This is a genomic window from Corynebacterium sp. HMSC064E07 (assembly GCF_001815745.1).
Lineage (GTDB): Bacteria > Actinomycetota > Actinomycetes > Mycobacteriales > Mycobacteriaceae > Corynebacterium > Corynebacterium jeikeium_D.
This window is the reverse complement of record NZ_KV821813.1, coordinates 28564-47453: the sequence shown is the minus strand read 5'-3', so window position 1 is coordinate 47453 and position 18890 is coordinate 28564. Positions and strand designations below refer to the sequence as shown.

At 59.3% G+C, this 18890-nt stretch carries 15 protein-coding genes; 10 read left to right on the top strand and 5 right to left on the bottom strand.

Features of this window, described 5'->3' with window-relative positions; all coding sequences use genetic code 11:
* Nucleotides 1-16: 16 nt before the first annotated feature.
* Both HMPREF3053_RS04695 and HMPREF3053_RS04690 read right to left on the bottom strand, forming a co-directional pair.
* Nucleotides 17-2383: a glycogen/starch/alpha-glucan phosphorylase gene (locus HMPREF3053_RS04695; RefSeq protein WP_049172083.1), complete on the bottom strand. Its 2367-nt coding sequence runs from the start codon at nucleotides 2381-2383 to the stop codon at nucleotides 17-19.
* Nucleotides 2384-2527: 144 nt separating this feature from the next.
* A complete protein-coding gene (locus HMPREF3053_RS04690; RefSeq protein ID WP_048735304.1) occupies nucleotides 2528-3193 on the bottom strand; it encodes an ACT domain-containing protein in 666 nt (221 codons plus the stop codon).
* A gap of 227 nt (nucleotides 3194-3420) precedes the next feature.
* Between HMPREF3053_RS04690 and gatC the strand changes: the two genes are divergently transcribed.
* The 7 genes from gatC (at nucleotide 3421) to HMPREF3053_RS04655 (ending at nucleotide 11069) form a co-directional block, all read left to right on the top strand.
* Nucleotides 3421-3714 (top strand): Asp-tRNA(Asn)/Glu-tRNA(Gln) amidotransferase subunit GatC, encoded by a 294-nt coding sequence (gatC, locus tag HMPREF3053_RS04685; RefSeq protein WP_005509328.1) that lies wholly within the window; start codon nucleotides 3421-3423, stop codon nucleotides 3712-3714.
* Nucleotides 3715-3729: 15 nt separating this feature from the next.
* The gene (gene gatA, locus HMPREF3053_RS04680) at nucleotides 3730-5244 is read left to right on the top strand and encodes an Asp-tRNA(Asn)/Glu-tRNA(Gln) amidotransferase subunit GatA (RefSeq protein WP_049172086.1); all 1515 of its coding nucleotides are present in this window, start codon (nucleotides 3730-3732) and stop codon (nucleotides 5242-5244) included.
* A gap of 115 nt (nucleotides 5245-5359) precedes the next feature.
* Nucleotides 5360-6427, top strand: coding sequence for a FecCD family ABC transporter permease (locus HMPREF3053_RS04675; protein ID WP_370449368.1), 1068 nt, complete (start codon nucleotides 5360-5362; stop codon nucleotides 6425-6427).
* The gene (locus HMPREF3053_RS04670) at nucleotides 6428-7228 is read left to right on the top strand and encodes an ABC transporter ATP-binding protein (RefSeq protein ID WP_049172090.1); all 801 of its coding nucleotides are present in this window, start codon (nucleotides 6428-6430) and stop codon (nucleotides 7226-7228) included. It begins immediately after the preceding gene.
* Between the two features lie 10 nt (nucleotides 7229-7238).
* Nucleotides 7239-8363, top strand: coding sequence for an ABC transporter substrate-binding protein (locus HMPREF3053_RS04665; RefSeq protein ID WP_049172092.1), 1125 nt, complete (start codon nucleotides 7239-7241; stop codon nucleotides 8361-8363).
* A gap of 53 nt (nucleotides 8364-8416) precedes the next feature.
* On the top strand, nucleotides 8417-9448 hold the full coding sequence (locus tag HMPREF3053_RS04660) for an ATP-dependent 6-phosphofructokinase (protein ID WP_038628534.1): 1032 nt from the start codon (nucleotides 8417-8419) through the stop codon (nucleotides 9446-9448).
* Nucleotides 9449-9605: 157 nt separating this feature from the next.
* On the top strand, nucleotides 9606-11069 hold the full coding sequence (locus HMPREF3053_RS04655; RefSeq protein WP_049172094.1) for a membrane protein: 1464 nt from the start codon (nucleotides 9606-9608) through the stop codon (nucleotides 11067-11069).
* Nucleotides 11070-11095: 26 nt separating this feature from the next.
* Here the strand turns inward: HMPREF3053_RS04655 and HMPREF3053_RS04650 are convergent, their stop codons facing one another.
* Entirely contained in the window at nucleotides 11096-11929 is an 834-nt protein-coding gene (locus HMPREF3053_RS04650) for a class I SAM-dependent methyltransferase (protein ID WP_049194081.1), read from the bottom strand.
* Between the two features lie 53 nt (nucleotides 11930-11982).
* Here HMPREF3053_RS04650 and gatB point away from each other — a divergent pair, with 53 nt between their 5' ends.
* Nucleotides 11983-13491 (top strand): Asp-tRNA(Asn)/Glu-tRNA(Gln) amidotransferase subunit GatB, encoded by a 1509-nt coding sequence (gene gatB, locus HMPREF3053_RS04645; RefSeq protein ID WP_016422487.1) that lies wholly within the window; start codon nucleotides 11983-11985, stop codon nucleotides 13489-13491.
* Nucleotides 13492-13503: 12 nt separating this feature from the next.
* Here gatB and HMPREF3053_RS04640 read toward each other — a convergent pair whose 3' ends face one another.
* Nucleotides 13504-14580 (bottom strand): glucose dehydrogenase, encoded by a 1077-nt coding sequence (locus HMPREF3053_RS04640; RefSeq protein ID WP_224783716.1) that lies wholly within the window; start codon nucleotides 14578-14580, stop codon nucleotides 13504-13506.
* Nucleotides 14581-14656: 76 nt separating this feature from the next.
* Between HMPREF3053_RS04640 and HMPREF3053_RS04635 the strand changes: the two genes are divergently transcribed.
* Nucleotides 14657-16051 (top strand): DoxX family membrane protein, encoded by a 1395-nt coding sequence (locus HMPREF3053_RS04635; RefSeq protein ID WP_239271930.1) that lies wholly within the window; start codon nucleotides 14657-14659, stop codon nucleotides 16049-16051.
* A gap of 75 nt (nucleotides 16052-16126) precedes the next feature.
* Nucleotides 16127-17011 (top strand): hypothetical protein, encoded by an 885-nt coding sequence (locus HMPREF3053_RS04630; protein WP_239271932.1) that lies wholly within the window; start codon nucleotides 16127-16129, stop codon nucleotides 17009-17011.
* A 15-nt stretch (nucleotides 17012-17026) separates the two neighbouring features.
* On the opposite strand, the gene ilvD is transcribed toward HMPREF3053_RS04630, so the two are convergent.
* Nucleotides 17027-18871 (bottom strand): dihydroxy-acid dehydratase, encoded by a 1845-nt coding sequence (gene ilvD, locus HMPREF3053_RS04625; protein WP_070546729.1) that lies wholly within the window; start codon nucleotides 18869-18871, stop codon nucleotides 17027-17029.
* Nucleotides 18872-18890: the final 19 nt, after the last annotated feature.

Genomic DNA, 18890 nt, shown 5'->3' with positions numbered 1-18890 from the left:
TTTGACCCAGCCGGGCCTAAATCTTGGTCTCTTCCAGCTTCCAGACCTCATTGGCGTAATCGCGGATAGTGCGGTCGGAGGAGAAGCGGCCCGAACGGATGATGTTCAGGAAGCACTTCTTGGCCCACGCCAGCTCGTCGCGGTAGTCCTCGGCCATGCGGTCGCGGGTCTCGCGGTAGTCAGCGAAGTCGCCGAGGACGTAGTAGACATCGGCTGGCTCGTACCCGTTGGACTCCAGCAGCGAGAAGTGCAGGTCGTGGAACATTCCGCTGCCACCGTCAGCAAAAGTGCCGTCGACAAGCGAATCGACCGCGCGCTTGAGACCCGGCACCGTTTCGTAAGTGCCACGCGGGCTGTAGGTGCGACGCAGCTCCGGCAGCTCCTCTTCCAGCGCACCGAAGATGTAGGCGTTCTCTTCGCCGGCGGCGTCGACGATTTCGACGTTTGCGCCGTCCATGGTGCCCAGCGTCAGTGCGCCGTTCATCATGAACTTCATGTTCGAGGTACCCGAAGCCTCCTTACCGGCAGTGGAAATCTGCTCGGAGACGTCGGTGGCCGGGATGATGTGCTCTGCCGGGGTGACGTTGTAATTCTCAACGAAAGCGACCTGCAGGCGACCGTCCATGTCCGGATCGTTATTGACCTTGTCCGCGATAGCGTTGATGAACTTAATGATGGCCTTCGCGCGAACGTAGCCTGGGGCGGCCTTGGCACCGAAGATGAACACGCGCGGTGGCACGTCCAGCGCTGGGTCTTCCTTGATGCGGTAGTAGAGATCGAGGATGTAGAGCGCGTTGAGAAGCTGGCGCTTGTACTCGTGCAGACGCTTAATCTGGGTATCGAAGATGGCGTCCGGGTTCACCGAAATACCCTGGCGGTGTTCCAGCCAGGTGGCGAAGTCCTTCTTGTTCTCGTGCTTGATGTCGAGAATCTCACGCAACACGGCCTCGTCGTCAGCAAACTTTTCGAGCTCAGCGAGCTTGTCCAGGTCGGTGACCCAGGCGTCCGAACCCGACAGGCGAGTCAGCAGTGCCGACAGGCGCGGGTTGCACTGGTTGAGCCAGCGGCGCGGGGTGACTCCGTTGGTCTTGTTGTTGAAGCGCTCCGGCCAGATATCGTGCCAGTCCTTCAACGTTTCGCGCTTAATGATTTCCGTGTGCAGAGCGGCAACACCGTTGATGGAGTACGCGGCGTAGCAGGCAATCCATGCCATGTGGATACGCCCGTGGGAAATCGGCGCCATGTAGTCAATCTTGCCCTGGTCGAAGCCGCGCTCCGCGAGGTCTTCGCGGAAGCGGCGGTCGATCTCACGGGTGATCTCCAGAACGCGGCCGAAGAGACGGTCAAAAATGGAGTATTCCCAGGTCTCCAACGCTTCTGCCAGAACGGTGTGGTTGGTGTAGGCGAAGGTGTTGGACACGACGTTCCAGGCGTCGTCCCAGCTCATATCGTGCTCATCCAGGAGCAGACGCATCAGCTCTGGGATCGCGAGCACCGGGTGGGTGTCATTGAGCTGAATGGAGTTGTACTTGTGGAAATCGCGCAGGTCCTCGCCGTGATTCTCGATGTAAGAATCAATCATCGTCTGCAGCGAAGCCGAGACGAAGAAGTACTGCTGGCGAACGCGCAGGACCTTGCCGTCATAGGTCGAGTCATTCGGGTAGAGCACGCGGCACAGGTCATGGACGCGCTCCCGTTCGACAATGGCGTCGGTGAAACGCTGTGAGTTGAAGGCGTCATAGTCGAACTCACGCATTGGCTCCGAGTGCCACAGGCGCAGCGTGCCGACGTTATCGGTGCCATAGCCGGTAATTGGCATGTCATATGGAACAGCGCGCACGACCAGGTCATCAAAGGTGACAATCTTGGACAGTTCCTCGCGACGAATAACGAAGGGGTAGCCCTCTTCCATCCACGGATCCGGGTGCTCATCCTGGAAGCCGTTTTCAAAGCTCTGCTTGAACAGACCGTAGCGGTAGAGGATGCCATAACCGGTCACCGGCAGATTCTGCGTGGCACAGGAATCCAGGAAGCAGGCGGCCAGACGCCCCAGGCCACCGTTACCGAGAGCGGCGTCGTGTTCGGCCTCGAGCACGTCTGTCAGATTCTTGCCGTACTTTTCCACCGCAGCGGAGGCCTCATCCACGAGGCCTGCATTGAGCAGGTTGTTCAGCAGGGCGCGACCCATGAGGAACTCGGCGGAGAAGTAGTGCTGCTGGCGGGTAGCAGCGTATGCCTCCGTGGTGCGCTGCCAGTTGTCCGCTAGGTCATCGACAACAACCCGTGACAGACCGGACCAGAATTCCATCTCAGTGGACGACTGGGGGACACGGCCGGATTCGGCACGCACGTGGGATCCGACGAGGTCACTCAAGTTCGACATCAAAGAAGCTCCTTATTGACTGGTATCATTTCCAGACTTTACCGCTAAGCGTGAATCACTGCGCTCCATAGGGGAGGATCCATAGGGTAAGAGCTTCGAGCAGAAGGGAGCAGCCCACAGAAGGGAGCAGCCCACTAGCCGCTGCTAGTCGATAATCGCACCGACAATCGTGCCAATACGTCCCAAGTGCTCAACCTCACTTGGCAGGAAGTCTGGCCCGCCGGGCCGGCCAATAACGAGAACGAGGCCCTTGCCCATTGGGGTAGCGGCAATGGAGGAGTCCATAACCGTCCAGTCCTCCGGAAGCCACGTTTCTTCGTCCGGATCCAGGTTTCGTGGCGAGTCAATCGGGGCTTCCGGCAGAGTCCGGCCGTTATCCTCTGGAGCAGCGGTAGAGGAAGCGCGACGTACCCACCGGCCATCGCTCTGTTCGCCGAGGACGATAGCCCAGCCGGCAGTCATAGTCTGAGGCAGGCCGTCGACGACATCTCCGAGGGCACGATCCAAATTCTTCGTGTGCTGTGAGAACTTGGCCAGCAGCGCAATCTGTCCGCGGCGGTCGACCGAGCCGGAAAAAGGCCTAATTGAATCGACTTCCACTCCGCTAATGGACTGAGCCGCCGTAATCAGTGTGTCTGGGAGCAGGCCCATGGGCAGGTCAACCACGATGTCGTCGACAACAACGCCATTAGCGCCGTAATCTACGACATCGACACTGCGAATATCACCCTCTACTTCGCCCAGGGCAGCCGCGACGTAGCCAAGTGCGCCTGGTTCGTCGGGAAGCTGGATGCGAAGGAGGTAACTCATGGCTGTGTGTACAACCTTTCGAATAATTGAGAGTGATTCTTGCGGTGTAACTATAGAAGTAGTGATTTAGGCTACAGGGTAAACCTTTGAAATGTAAGACCCTGCGGACAACTGCTTGGCGACAACGACTACTGTTGGCAAGTACAGCCCGCTCGCGCGGTTCAAAATCAGTTTCAACTAAACTTCTGTGCACTAGCTTCGTACGAAGAAATGAAAGGGGTACTAGCGTGCCAGCTATCTCACGCGATGAGGTCGCACACCTAGCGCGATTGTCCCGTCTGGCTCTGACTGACGCGGAACTCGACGAGTTCGCCGGTCAGATCGACGGCATTATTAACCACGTCCAGGCCGTTCAAAAGGTGGCTGCGGATGATGTGGAACCGATGAGTCACCCCTCTTCGCTGTCCGGTGTGATGCGCGAGGACGTCGTCAAGCCGACGCTGACTGCGGAGCAGGCGCTGGACCAGGCGCCGTCGCAGGACCGCCAGCGCTTCGAAGTTCCCCAGATTCTCGGCGAGTAGGAGTACGTGGAAGAAATGATTGCAGCTAACCCGAACCTGCATGCCGCTGTTGCTGAGGACCCGATTCTGGGGCTGAGCGCTTTTGAGCTCGCACAGAAGATTCACGCTCGTGAGCTGACCTCGGTAGAGGTCACCCAGGCGTTCCTCGACCGTATCGCGGCAATTGATGAGGACATTCACGCATTCCTGCACGTCGGTGCCGAAGAGGCCCTGGCTGCAGCTCGCAAGGTCGATGAGTCGCTGGATGCTGGCGAGGAGCCGGCCTCCGCGCTGGCCGGTGTTCCGCTGGCGCTGAAGGATGTCTTCACTACCACCGATGCGCCGACCACCTGCGCTTCCAAGATGCTCGAGGGCTACATGAGCCCTTACGACGCAACGGTTACTGCCAAGCTGCGTGCAGCTGGCATCCCAATTCTGGGTAAGACCAACATGGATGAGTTCGCCATGGGCTCGTCGACTGAAAACTCCGCTTACGGCCCGACTCACAACCCGTGGGATGTTGAGCGCACCGCAGGCGGTTCCGGTGGTGGCTCTTCCGCGGCGCTGGCCTCCGGTATGGCTCCGCTGGCTATCGGTACTGACACCGGTGGCTCGATTCGTCAGCCAGCAGCTCTGACCGCAACGGTCGGCGTGAAGCCGACCTATGGCACGGTATCCCGCTACGGCCTGGTCGCTTGCGCCTCCTCGTTGGATCAGGGTGGGCCGACCGCGCGAACCGTTCTGGACACCGCGCTGCTGCACGAAATCATTGCTGGTCACGACGAGAATGACTCGACTTCCACGGAGCAGCCGATTGCCGATGTGGTTGCTGCTGCCAAGGAAGGTGCTACCGGTGACCTCACGGGGGTTAAGGTCGGCATCGTCAAGCAGTTCGACCGCACCGAGGGTTACCAGGCCGGCGTACTGGACAGCTTCCACGAGGCCGTCGACAAGCTTAAGGAAGCTGGCGCAGAGGTGGTCGAGGTCGATTGCCCGAACTTCGACCACGCACTGAGCGCGTACTACCTGATTCTGCCGTGTGAGGTCAGCTCCAACCTGGCTCGTTTCGACGGCATGCGTTACGGCCAGCGTGTTGGTGATGACGGTTCGCACTCGGCCGATGAGGTCATGGCTATGACCCGTGCCGCTGGTTTCGGCGATGAGGTTAAGCGACGCATCATCATTGGTACCTACGCGCTATCGGTCGGTTACTACGATGCCTACTACATCCAGGCACAGCGCGTCCGTACCCTGATTCAGCAGGACTTCGAGCGGGCCTTCGAACAGGTAGATGTCCTGATCTCGCCGACCACTCCGACCACTGCGTTTAAGTTGGGCGAGAAGGTTGACGACCCGCTGAGCATGTACATGTTCGACCTGTGTACTCTGCCGCTCAACCTGGCCGGCATGTGTGGCATGTCCGTGCCGTCGGGCCTGGCTGAAGACACCGGCCTGCCGGTAGGCCTGCAGATTATGGCTCCGCGCCACGGTGACGATCGTCTGTACAAGGTCGGCGCTGCCTACGAAAAGGTTCGCGGCTCGATTGCATAAAGACGCTCAATAAGCCTTAGTCGGTTTTCTGCAACCGTCGTTTTCTCACTGAAGTGGGAGAGCGGCGGTTGTTGTCGTGTCGGGGAGAGTTTCATACATACGCAGGAACGCAAACATGGAGAGAGTTAGATTTAAAAACCCACCGCGGTTTATGCCTTGGATCTATGGGCTGGTCATTGTCATAGCCATTGCCGTCAGTCTGGTCGCTGCGGTGGTCTTCGGCTCGGCGGATATCACCTGGTCCACCACGACACAGGTCATTTCGCATCACATCTTCGGCATTGAGCTCGATGAATCTGTGCCCGCCAGTTCGGACACCATCGTCTGGAATCTCCGCGCTCCCCGGGGTATTCTCGCAGCGATTGTAGGGGCGGGGCTAGCTGTCTCCGGTGTGGCTATGCAGACATTGGTCCGTAACCCGTTGGCAGACCCATATCTGCTAGGTATTTCCGCCGGCGCCGGTGCCGGTGCGACCGCGGTGATTATCTTTGGTGCTTTCTCCGGTAGCCCCATCGCGCCGCTGACATTCGGTGCACTCCTCGGTGCAGTAATGGCCACCCTCGCGGTCGGTGCTTTCGCCACTGCAGGCGGTGGGCTGACTCCGCTGCGTTTGGTGCTCTCCGGCGTTGTGCTCTCCGCTGCGTTTTCCGCGCTGAGTAGCTTCATGGTCTTCGCTGGGCCAGACCCGAGGGCCGCGCAGTCCGTGATGTTTTGGATGCTGGGCTCTGTTGCCGGTGCGACATGGCTGAAGACGCTCTTCCCGCTCATTGTCCTCATCGCAGTACTGTTGTTTTTCCTGGTCAAAGCCCGTCATCTGGATGCGCTGGCAACTGGTGAGAGCACCGCAGCGGCCGTAGGTATTGATGTTTCTCGGCTACGCACACAGGTATTTGTGCTCCAGGCTGTCCTCGTTGGCACGCTCGTTGCGGTCTCTGGCGGCATCGGGTTTGTCGGCCTGGTGATTCCACACTTGACCCGCATCTTGGTAGGGGCCACGCACCGCGTTGTCCTACCGGTTGCTGCCCTCATGGGTGGACTGTTTCTCATCTGGGTGGACATCATCGCGCGCGTAGTGGGCGGAAGCCAGGAAATGCCGCTGGGAGTAGTCACGGGATTGGTTGGCGCACCACTTTTCCTCTACCTCATGAGCCGCTCGCACTACAGCTACGGAGGTGCTGAGTAAATGAGCGCTCTACCAAAATCTGTACTCGCCGCTAAAGATATGCGCTGTGATATCGCTGGGCGCACCATTGTCAGCGGAGTCAACCTCAACTTCGGTGCAGAACCCATGACCGCCATCATTGGTGTTAACGGCGCGGGTAAATCCACGTTGCTGCGTGCGCTCGGTGGAATCACGAAACCGGCCACGGGCGAGGTCGAGATTAACGGCAAATCGATGAGCTCAATCAGCTCGAAGCACCGCGCCCGCGATCTGGCTTTCGTCGCGCAAAACGAGGTTCCACCCGCCGAAATGCGCGTGCGCGACTTTGTCTCCCTGGGGCGCTTGCCCTACCAGCGCCTTTTTGGTGGCAACACCGCCGAGGACAATTCCCACGTCGACCGTGCGCTGGAGCTCGTGGGGTTGGAAGCGGTTGCGCAACGCCTGTGTGGGCAACTCTCGGGTGGGCAACGTCGTCGCGTGTGTCTGGCGCGTGCCATCGCCCAGGACTCGCCAATCATGCTTCTCGACGAGCCCACTAACCACCTCGACGTGCGCCATCAACAATCCGTCCTCCGTCTGGCCCGCTCCAGCGGAGCGTGTGTCATTGCCGCGATCCACGACTTGGACCTGGTGATGAACCACTTCGACCGCGTCATCGTGGTCGCGGACGGCGGTATCGCGGCCGACGGCATTCCCGCAGAAGTGCTTACCCGCGACTTTGTCGCCCAAATCTTTCAGGTTGAATCCTGTCAGCTCAATTCCCCCGCTGGCCGCCGCCACCTCGCAATCGATAGCGAGCTGGATGCTGCCACCATCAACTAGGAGTACTCCCTTGAATAACGCACATGCTTTCCGACGTCCCCTTCGTGCCTCAGCAGCTGGTATCGCTGTGGCTGCTCTGGCATTCGGAGCCGCCGCCTGTGGCTCTGATGAGGGAACGCAGGCCTCGTCGTCAGGCCTTACCCTCACCAACTGCGGTGAAGAAGTCAGCTACCCGGGTGTAGCTAAAAAGCTGCTGATTAATGACGGCAATATTGCTTCGCTGGCGCTGGCTGTCGGTGCTGCGGATGAGATCACAGCGGTGAGCTCTATGGCCTCGCATCTGCCGGTGTTGACCGCAGCTTATGGCGATGCAATTGCGCAGAAGCCAGAAGTTGCGAAGGAATACCCGAATCTGGAGCAGGTCATTGCGGCCGAACCGGATGTGATGCTGGCGGGCTGGGGCTATGGCTTTAGTGAAGACAAGGGCATTACCCCGGAATCGCTTTCCGAGCACGGTATCGGTGCCTACACCCTGACGGAATCTTGCCGTACTGGTGACGCAGCCTCGGCGGGCAAGGAAGGCAGTGGCGACCCGGGGCATACTCGTGGTCTGGTGGATCCGTGGGAAGCTGTCAAAATTGATTTGAAGAATATCGCTACCTTGACCGGACACGACGGTGAGGGCGACAAGGTTATTGCAGATATTGATAACCGACTGCAAGCCCTGGATGCCGCGCCAAAGGGAGATAAGAAGCCAGTGGGCTTCCTCTTTGATTCTGTCGGTGAAGCACCAATTACCTCGGGTTCCTTTGGCGCACCGCAGGGCATCCTGGAAAAGGCCGGTGCAATCAATGCGACCGAGTCGATTAAGGACACTTGGACTACGACCTCCTGGGAGCATGTCGCGGAGATGAATCCTGACTTCATCGCGCTTGTGGACTACCCAGGTCAGACCTTCGAAGAGAAAATCAAGGTTTTGCGCACGAATCCGGCAACGAAGGATCTCGAGGCGGTCAAGGAGAACCGCTTTATTAACCTGCCGATTGCATTGTGGACGGAGTCTCCGCTGAACGTCGATGCCGCAGAGTACGTGCGCAAGGCGCTCGAGGAATATGGTCTTGTGCCGGCGTCGGAGGTGACGACGAAGATGGAGCTACCGTCTGAGCTACCAGGGCAGGAGTACCTGCAGAAGTAGTTTCGACCAAGGCCGTCAAGCACGAACTGACTAACGCGACTAAGGTGGGCATCATGCGAATTGCGACCCTTACCTCCGGTGGAGATTGTCCCGGTCTGAATGCCGTTATCCGTGCAATTGTCCGTACCAGCTCGAGCGAGTACGGCTCAACCGTCGTCGGTTTTGAGGACGGTTGGATTGGTCTTATGGAAGACCGTAGGGTCCAGCTTTACGACGATGAGCGGATTGACCGTATGCTGCTGCGTGGCGGCACGATGCTGGGCACCGGCCGCGTGCATCCGGACATTCTCATGTCTAACCTCGACCGCATCAAGGAAAATCTCTCTGATGCGGGCATCGATGCCCTGATCCCAATCGGTGGCGAAGGTACGCTGAAGGCCGGCAAGTGGCTTTCGGACAATGGGGTGCCGGTCGTCGGTGTTCCGAAGACTATTGATAATGACGTCAACGGTACGGACTACACCTTCGGTTTCGACACGGCTGTGGCTGTTGCCACCGACGCGGTTGACCGTCTGCACACCACTGCGGAATCCCACCAGCGCGTCATGATTGTTGAGGTCATGGGTCGACACGTGGGCTGGATCGCTTTGCATGCGGGTATGGCCGGCGGTGCTCACCACATTGTCATTCCGGAAAAGCCATTCGACATCAACGAGATTGTGAAGTCGATGGAGCGCCGTTTCCAGATGGGTGAGAAGTACGGCATTATCGTCGTCGCTGAGGGCGCCACCCCGAAGCCGGGCACCATGGAGTACGAAGAGGGCGGTGTCGACCAGTTCGGCCACCAAACCTTCAACGGCATTGGTCAGGTTATTGGTGCGGAGATTAAGAAGCGCACCGGGTACGACGTTCGCACCACGGTGCTGGGTCACATTCAGCGTGGCGGTACGCCGACTGCGTACGACCGCGTGCTTGCTACCCGCTACGGTGTCCACGCCACCCGAGCAGTACACGAGGGGGACTTCGGCAAGATCGTCGCTCTGCACGGTGAGAACATCGAGCGTATCGACATCGACGATGCGGTTGCTGAGTTGAAGGTTGTGCCGGATGGCCGTTACCGCGCAGCTGCTGCGCTGTTTGGTTAAACGCGTCGGTTAAGCACGCGTTGCTAAACATTTAGGCACATCTTCGTAACAAAATAGGCATACTGCCCGAGCTGGTGTATCAATCACCAGCTCGGGCAGTATGCTTTGTAAGGTTCCGGTTTTTGAAAAATAGACTTATATTTAGGATTTTCTCGTTATGTGGAAAAGAGCCACAACAATCGCGATGGCCTTTGTCGGCCTAACTGTCGGTGCCGGATTCGCATCCGGCCAGGAAATGATGCAGTACTTCGTGGCATTTGGCACTAACGGCTTGTGGGGCGTGGTACTTGCCTCCGTCGTGATGATTGCCAGTGGCCTGGCAGTGCTGTCAATTGCCAGCTACTTGCAGGCTGATGAGCACTCCGAGGTCTTCGACGTAATCACCCGCAGTTGGGTTTCGAAGATTTTGGATATCGCCGTGATGATCACGCTGTTCTGTACCGGCTTCGTCATGTTCGCCGGTGCCGGTGCGAACTTGAACCAGCAGTTCGGACTTGAGGTGTGGATTGGCGCCGTCATCATGGTTGCCCTGACTTTGGGTGTAGGCATGCTGGATGCCGACAAGGTCAGCCGCGTGATTGGCATGATCACTCCATTCATTATCGTGTTCCTGCTTGGAGCCGGTATCTACACTTTGTTCACCACCGACACGTCGATGTCGGAGGCCGCGCAGTACACCAATGAACTGTCGACATCGCTGCCACACTGGTCTATTTCTGCCCTGAACTATGTCGGTTTCTGTGTGATGGTGGCCGTATCGATGTCGATTGTCATCGGCGGTAGCTACCTGAACCCGCGTGAAGCTGGCATCGGTGGTCTCATGGGCGGGAGCATCTATGCAGGTCTGCTGACGCTGGTGACCTTTGCCCTCTTCTTCAAGGTCAAGGATGTTGGCCACGAAGATATGCCGACCCTGGCAATCGTCAATGACATCCACCCGGTCCTGGGTACCGTGATGGCAATCATCATCTACGCCATGATTTTCAACACGGCCATTGGCATGTTCTACGCGCTGGGCCGCCGCCTAACACGCAATACCCCGCAGCGTTTCCGCCTGGTATTCATCGTGACGGTGCTGATTGGTTTTGGCCTAAGTTTCTTTGGGTTCAAGGCCCTGGTTGGCTCCATCTACCCGGCCCTTGGCTACGTCGGTATCGCTCTTATCGTGATTCTGTGTGGTGCGTACCTGGCTGGACGTAACAAGCTGATGGAGGAGTCGAAGCGTCGCGGCCGTATCCGTAAGCTCGCACGCCGGAAGATGCACCCGAACAAGAAGTTCACCACCGCCGATCAGAAGAAGCTCGACCGCGCTTTGGCCAACTCCAACATTTCCAACGTCGATCTTCAGGAGAGCGTCCGCGACGACATCGTCGAGGAACTGGTCAGCGACGATAATGTTGAATTCACCGAGGATGACGCCGAGCGCATCGTAGAAAAGGATAATGAGCGCCTGGAGAAACTTTCCGAAATCGAGGAAGCCTCCGATGATGACAATCCTCGCGAGACCGCGAGGGACTCCTTCCCAGGCGAGGCCACAGCCACTGCGCCGAAGAAGCTTGCCGGACAGACTAAGAATGCATTCAAGCGCGTGGCTCACCCTAAGCCGAAGAAAGAAAAGTAACTAGCGCGACTAGGCAGCTCGAAAATTTAGGCAGCTCGAAAATAGAAGGCATCGCACCGGTAGGGAAGGGCGATGCCTTCTTCGTATGTGTGCCCCAAGTGTTCGTGGAGATACCAATGCAAGTTCGCCTCCACCTTGGCGCGAGTGGCGGGCTTGGAACGAAGCCAATAGGAACGGGTTCGTGCCAGCAGCACGATGTCCTCGATGGTCAGTGTCTGCTCCCAGGCCAGACGCACCTCATCGACTAGCTCCAGCTCCGGGCCAACCTCGGGGTAGAAGCCGGGACGCAACACGTCGCCGGCGTGCATTATGCGGCTGAGCCGATGCACCCACGGTACGGAAACATCCAAGGTGTTCCACACCAACATAGCCACGCTATCCGCGCGTAGCACCCGAGTGAGTTCTTTACTTGCAGCTGTCGGGTCCACCCAGTGCCATGTCTGCGCACATGTTGCTACATCGACGCTGTTGGACTCCAGTCCCGTGCGCTCCGCAGTGCCTTCCAGGCATTCCGCCGCTGGCACATTGTGCATCAGTGCTTGCCGCATCGCGGTGGAGGGATCGAGTGCCAGCAGGGTGGCATCGCGGTAGACGTCGGCAAGCGAGGCGGTGAGCTTCCCAGTGCCGGCGCCGATATCGGCGACTACCTGTGGGTGCGGTGCGAGACGGGTAAGCGCTTCGATGACGGTTGGAGGATATCCGGGGCGCACGCGGTGGTAGCCCGTGGCTCCGTCGGCGCTTTCCTGCAGGTCGTTGTCGAAAGTAGCGCCTGCGCGGTGGCGGTCAGCGGCGTCGCGGAACGTTGGCGTATCGCGTGCTGACGTCGGTGGAATCGGTGGGTGTTCGTTAACTCCGGGCACGACTTATACCCTAGGGCACGCCTGCGGGGCCATCGCTAGTAGACTCTACAAACATGACCGCTGCATACGCTGATGACTTGATGGACTTTGATGAGGTCCTCGAACGTTTTGACCCGGTAATGGGCATGGAGGTTCACGTCGAGCTCTCGACGAATACCAAGATGTTCTCCTCCTCCTCGGCGCACTTTGGTGCCGAGCCGAATAGCAACGTCGATCCCTGCAGCCTCGGCCTACCTGGCGCGCTGCCTGTGGTTAACCGTCAGGGCGTTGAGTGGGCCATCAAGATTGGCCTGGCGCTGAACTGCGAGATTGCTGAGTCCTCCCGCTTCGCGCGCAAGAACTACTTCTACCCGGACCAGCCGAAGAACTACCAGATTTCGCAGTACGACGAACCAATCGCCTACGACGGATATCTTGACGTTCAGCTTGACGACGGCACGGAGTTCCGTGTCGAAATCGAGCGCGCTCACATGGAAGAAGACACCGGCAAGCTGACGCACTTGGGCGGTGCCGATGGTCGTATTCACGGCGCCACGCGTTCGCTGGTGGACTGCAACCGCGCAGGTATTCCGCTGATTGAGATCGTTACTAAGCCAATTCTCGGTGCAGGGGAGCGTGCCCCAGAGGTTGCTCGTGCGTACGTTTCTGCGCTGCGTGACCTGGTGAAGTCCCTCGGTGTCTCCGATGCCCGCATGGACCAGGGCTCGATGCGTGTGGACTCCAACGTTTCCCTGCGCCCAATCGGCCAGGAGGAGTTCGGCACTCGTACCGAGACTAAGAACATCAACTCCCTGAAGTCGGTTGAACAGGCTGTTCGCTACGAGATGCAGCGCCAGGCTGCTGCGATTACTAATGGCGAGGAGATCGTTCAGGAAACCCGCCACTACCAGGAGACCGACGGCACGACCTCCAAGGGCCGCCCGAAGGAATCGCAGTCGGATTACCGCTACTTCAACGACCCGGATCTGCCACCTGTGATTGCGCCGCGTGAGTGGGTGGAGGAAATCCGCGCAACTCTGCCGGAGCTGCCGTGGGTGCGTCGTGCCCGTATTCAGGAAGAGTGGGGTCTGAAGGACGAGGAAATGCGCGACCTGGTTAACGCCGGCGCTCTCGACCTGATTGTCGACACCGTTGAGGCTGGTGCCGGCCCGGCTGAGGCTCGTTCCTGGTGGGTCGCTTACCTGGCGCAGAAGGCCAACGAGGCAGGCGTGGAGCTGGCTGAGCTCGCGATTACCCCGGCACAGGTTGCACGTGTGATTGCACTGATTGAAGAGGGCAAGCTGACCAACAAGCTGGCCCGTAAGGCCGTTGACGGCGTGCTCGCAGGCGAGGGCGATGTTGATGAGGTCGTTGCTGCCCGTGGCCTGGAGGTCGTTCGCGACGACGGTGCTATTGAGAAGGCCGTCGACGATGCACTGGCTGCTAACCCGGACATCGTCGAGAAGTACCGAGCTGGCAACAAGAAGGTCGTCGGTGCCATCGTGGGGCAGGTCATGAAGGCCACCCGCGGCAAGGCAGACCCGGCTCAGGTCAACCAGCTGATTGCGAAGAAGCTGAGCTAGCCTCCCTGAAAGCTAATCCGGGGAACCGCCGGCGGCACCATCGCTCGGCAGTCTGACGACGCGCTCGTCGGACTCCGACGGTTGTGCCCCGGCGGTTTTGTTGGTCGTGGCACCCCAAACTTCAATACCCTGATTTGCTGCGACAGCCGCTACATACGAGATGTGGCCGAAGTCGCCGTCGACAAGCACTTCAGGGGAACCCTTGACCTCCCACGCCGCGTCGGGCCCACTTGACTTCGGACCCACCGGCATGGAGATGACCTTCTGCGCGTCTGGGATGGCAATGACCACGCGGTCACCCATCACTGCGCATCCACCGATGGAATCGTTCAGGTCCACACCGCCGAGGGGATTAATCACAGGGCCGGTGAGCTGAACCAGCTGTGGGGTGCCGTCGAGAATGGCGGTTGCCAACGGCGGCATTCCGTCCGGACCATGGCAGAACTGCTGAAACTCAATGCCTGGATCTCCCACGAGCAATTTGCGCGGGGACAGGGTGTCCGAAGTTCGGTCAAAATAGATTCCGAGAATGCCGGGCTCGCTGAGGTCCGGAAGTTCGCGCACATCAGCGGTGCTGCCCTCCACGAGGGTGACGCGCGCAATGGTGTCGTCGTTACGCAAAACAAAGACCTGACGGTCCTCTTCAACCGAGGGACTGGGCAGCAGTTGTTTTGCAGGGGCGCCGAGCCGTGCGACCTCACGCGGTGTCTTACCCGGTGCGACAACGGTGAGTGCACCGTCGTCGGTGGCGACGAGAGCCTCCCCAGGGCCGGTTGAGGCTAGCGCGGTGGTAAGCGGTAGGCAGGCCGCGAGAGTGACATCGTCGAGGTCGCAGGGACCTTTGTCTTTGGCTTTGCTTTCCGTGGTTGGGACCGGGGTAGAGGGCAAATCAGGGGAGGAAAACTTCGGCATGGCAATGCCTGTCGGTTCCGACTTGTCTTCAGTAAACGGTGACTCAAGCGCGCTCGAGGCACTCATGCAGCCGGAAAGAGAGACCATCCCGACGACACCAGCGGCGAGCGCAGCACGACGACGCCGCCCGCGAGCGCGAGCCTGTGCACTGCTGGTGTGGACGAGGTGGAATCCCATAGGCATACACAATACAGCCTCGTTTCCCGGCCACGCCTGCGACCAAAAGTGAGGCAGTAGTTTTAATGTGGACGATGTGAGCGACTCAGAGAAGTACCCGAACGACCGCGCCCTCGAGAATGTGGAGGACGGATTCGATGACGATCTCGACGTCCCGACCTACCGCAAGCTCGCTGAGCCAATGAACGAAGAAACAAACCGTGACGACAGCGACAACACCGCAACGCAGATTTTTCCGGGTGTGCCGGAAAAGCGCGTAGAGGAGGAGTCGGAGGCGGAGGTAGACCAAGAAAACCTGCCGCCGGAAGCCGAGACCGATAGCGGTGCTGAAGCCGAGGTGGAAACCGAGTCTGAAACAGAAACAGTGACTGAGCCGAGCCCCGAGCCGGAGCCTGAAGTTCAGGAAGCCCCGAAGAAGCGCTACGACGCCTACGCCGCTGCAGGCCGCACGGCACCTCAGGTGATTAGCCCTGCCGGTAAGCCTTCGCCGCGGGATGAACAGGCCGAAACTGAATTGGCACCCGCGGCCGATAAAGAGTCGGAGGTAGCCCCGGAGTCGGAGGCGACCGAAATCTTTGAGCAGCCGGCCCGTAGCGAGCGCGTTGATTCAGATGAGGATTTCAGTCAGCCGACGCAAGCCTTCTCGGCTTCTGAAGCAGCAGCAGCGTCCGCAGCGGGAACTGCCGCAAATAAGTCGGAAGCACAGTCAGCATTCGACGATGAGGCGGAGTCAACCTATGGCTCTGCACGCAATTCCGCAGCTGAGACTCAGTATTTCGATGAATCGGATTTCGCTGAACCGGCTGCCTCTCGCGATACCGCTGGTGCCGCTGGTGTTGCAGGAGCAGGCGTAGGGGCCGCCGGGGCAACTGCTGCTACGACTACCGCCGCTGCTGACGACGATGAAGACACGGACTTTTACGACGACAACGAACCGGAGCACCGTCGCGGCACCACCGATTTCGGCCTTCTGCTGCTGCGTCTTGGATTGGGTGCGCTGTTGTTGGTCCATGGCCTGACAACGCTGCTCGGCTGGGGTAACTCCGGTGGCACCACTGCGCTGGAGACACAGTTTAGCCAGAACAACTTCGCCCTCGGCCCTGTGATGGCCACTGCCATCCCAACGGTTCAGCTCATCGCGGGTGCCCTGCTCATCTTAGGGCTTGCGACACCGCTGGCCGCAGCATTGGCGCTGGCATTGTCCGCCTACCTCAGCATGTTTGATGTGGCTACCTCTGCCAATGGCGTGAATATCGTCGGCCAGGATTCCAGCAACCTTCAGCTACAACTGTTGATGACCGCCATGGCACTTGGCTTGCAGTTCACCGGTCCGGGCCGCATCGGTATCGACTTCGGACGCGGCTGGGCTCGTCGCCCACTGGCATCGTCTTGGATCTTCGGAATTCTGTCCATCGCTGCAGCAATTGGCCTGTGGTGGCTGACGACCAGCACGCTGCCGTTTGTTGGCTAAGGCAGTTCGCAGCTACACAAACAGTCGAGCGGCCTAAACTAGGTTCTCGGTTAGGGGCGGGGTACAATGCCCCCTATGCCAAAGTCGAGACACGCACTAAAGACCACCCTCGCGGTGGTCTTTTTCATGTCTTCGATAGGCGCGACAACGTCGATCCACTCACCGTCGACAGCTGCTGCCGACGAGCACAGTGAGGTTGCAGCCTCCGTCTCGTCGGCAAGCGTCTGGCCGACACATCAGGTGAGTCTGCCACGCATGGACCTCAACGCCGAAGGGTTGATTGAGGTTGACCCACGCACGCAAATGGCGGTGAGCTACGAACCGGTGGGCGTGGGGTACAGCAGCCAGGCATCGCAACGCCCGCTGCCGGCGCTATCCCTGATTAAGTTGTATATCGGTCAGTATGTGCTCGAACACGGCACTGCCGACGATGCCGAGCGCGTCGAAAAGATGATTTCGCGTTCCGACGACGATTTGGCAGCCGACTTCTACCGGAAGTACCCGGAATCGGTCGATTCCGTTGCGACCGAGTACGGCCTGTTCAACACCTCCGGCGGAGAAAAGTGGGGAGTATCGAGGACCACCGCGGAAGATGTGGTGTCTTTTATTTCCCAGCTCCGTCTGAAGCATCCTAATTCTGAGGTGCTTGAGGCGATGCGACACTGGTCGCCGATTGCTGCCGATGGCTATCGACAGAATTTTGGTCTTGCCGGCCTGCCCGGTTCTGAAGGCGCGAAGATGGGCTGGTCCAACCGGCGTTCGTGGCACTCTTCCGTTGTTTTTGGCCCCGGATATGTAATGGCGGCCATTACCGAGGGTGGCAAAAATGCACACACCGAGGACGTCGCTGAGGGGATTGCCGACGTCGAGTGCCGGGATTTGGTGAAGCCCACGCGGAAGACTGGGCGCAAAGCTACCCTAGAAACGCCAAAGGCCCGTGCGGTAAGCACAGGCCTTTAAGCGGGTTTGATCTAGCTAGTCGACAATGCGGACCGCGCCCTTATCCGCACTGGACGCCATCTTGGCGTATGCGCGCAGCGCCTTGGACACCTTGCGCGGACGCGGCTTGTGCGGAGTAAACGGCTTGTCGCGCTTGAGCTCCTCATCGCGGCGAGCGGCCAGCTCCTCGTCGGACACCTGAATTTCGAGGCGTCGTTCAGCGACATCGATGTACACCGGGTCGCCGTTGCGGACGAGACCGATTGCACCGCCGGCAGCGGCCTCCGGGGAAACGTGGCCGATAGACAGTCCGGAGGAACCGCCGGAGAAGCGACCATCGGTGACCAGTGCACAGACCTTACCCAGGCCAGCGCCCTTGATGAATGCGGTCGGGTGCAGCATCTCCTGCATGCCCGGGCCACCGGAAGGACCCTCGTAGATGACAAAGAGAACTTCGCCCGGCTGCAAGGTGCGGTTCAAGATGACCGAGACAGCCTCTTCCTGGCTCTCTACGACACGAGCGGTGCCTTCGAAGTGGAACTGATCCTCGCCGATACCCGCGGTCTTCAGGACAGCACCGTCTTCGGCGATGTTGCCGCGCAGGACACACAGACCGCCTTCCTTCGTGTAGGCGTGGTCGAAGTCGCGAATGCAACCATTTACGGAGTCCGTATCTAGGCTCTCCCAGCGGTTGGACGTGGAGAACGGCTCGGTGGTGCGGACACCGCCAGGGGCTGCGTGGAACAGCTCAATCGCCTCGTCAGTGGCCTTGCCGCCGCGGATATCCCAGTTGTCCAGGTGTTCCTCCAGAGATGGGGAGTGAACGGAGCGGACATTCATTTGCAGCAGGCCCGCGCGGCGCAGTTCGCCGAGGATGGCTGGAATACCGCCGGCGCGGTGGACGTCCTCCATGTAGTAGTCCGAGTTCGGTGCCACCTTGGACAGACAAGGCACGCGGCGGGAAATGGCGTCGATGTCAGAGAGATTGAAGTCGATCTCGCCCTCCTGTGCGGCAGCGAGAATGTGCAGCACGGTGTTGGTGGAACCGCCCATGGCAACGTCGAGCGTCATTGCGTTGACAAAGGCATCGCGGTTGGCGATGTTGCGCGGCAGCACGGACTCGTCACCATCGTGGTAGTAGCTCTTCGCCAAGTCCACAATCAGTTCACCGGCGCGGGTGAACAAATCGCGACGGGCCTGCTGAGTCGCCAAGGTAGAACCGTTGCCCGGCAGGGACAGGCCGAGGGCCTCGGTCAGGCAGTTCATCGAGTTTGCGGTGAACATACCCGAGCACGATCCGCAGGTCGGGCACGCCGAGCGCTCGATGTCGAGCAGATTCTTGTCATCGACCTTGTCGTTCGCGGATGCAGAAATAGCCGAGATGAGGTCAGAGCCGGGCTTGACGACGCCATCGATAACAACCGAAGATCCCGATTCCATCGGCCCGCCGGAAACGAAGACCACCGGGATATTCAGACGCAGAGCCGCATTGAGCATGCCCGGCGTGATCTTGTCACAGTTGGAAATACAGACCAATGCGTCAGCGGTGTGAGCGTTGACCATGTACTCCACAGAGTCAGCAATAATCTCACGGGACGGCAGCGAGTAGAGCATGCCGTCGTGCCCCATCGCAATTCCGTCATCGACAGCAATGGTGTTGAACTCACGGGGGACACCGCCTGCTGCGGTCACAGCTTCTGCGACGATGTCGCCAACGTCCTTCAGGTGCACGTGCCCCGGAACGAACTGAGTGTAAGAGTTTGCAATTGCGATAATCGGCTTGCCGAAGTCGCTATCGGTCATGCCAGTTGCGCGCCATAGGGAACGCGCACCTGCAGCATTACGGCCGGCAGTGGTGACTTTAGAGCGAAGGGGAATCATGGGGGCTGCCCTTCCTAGA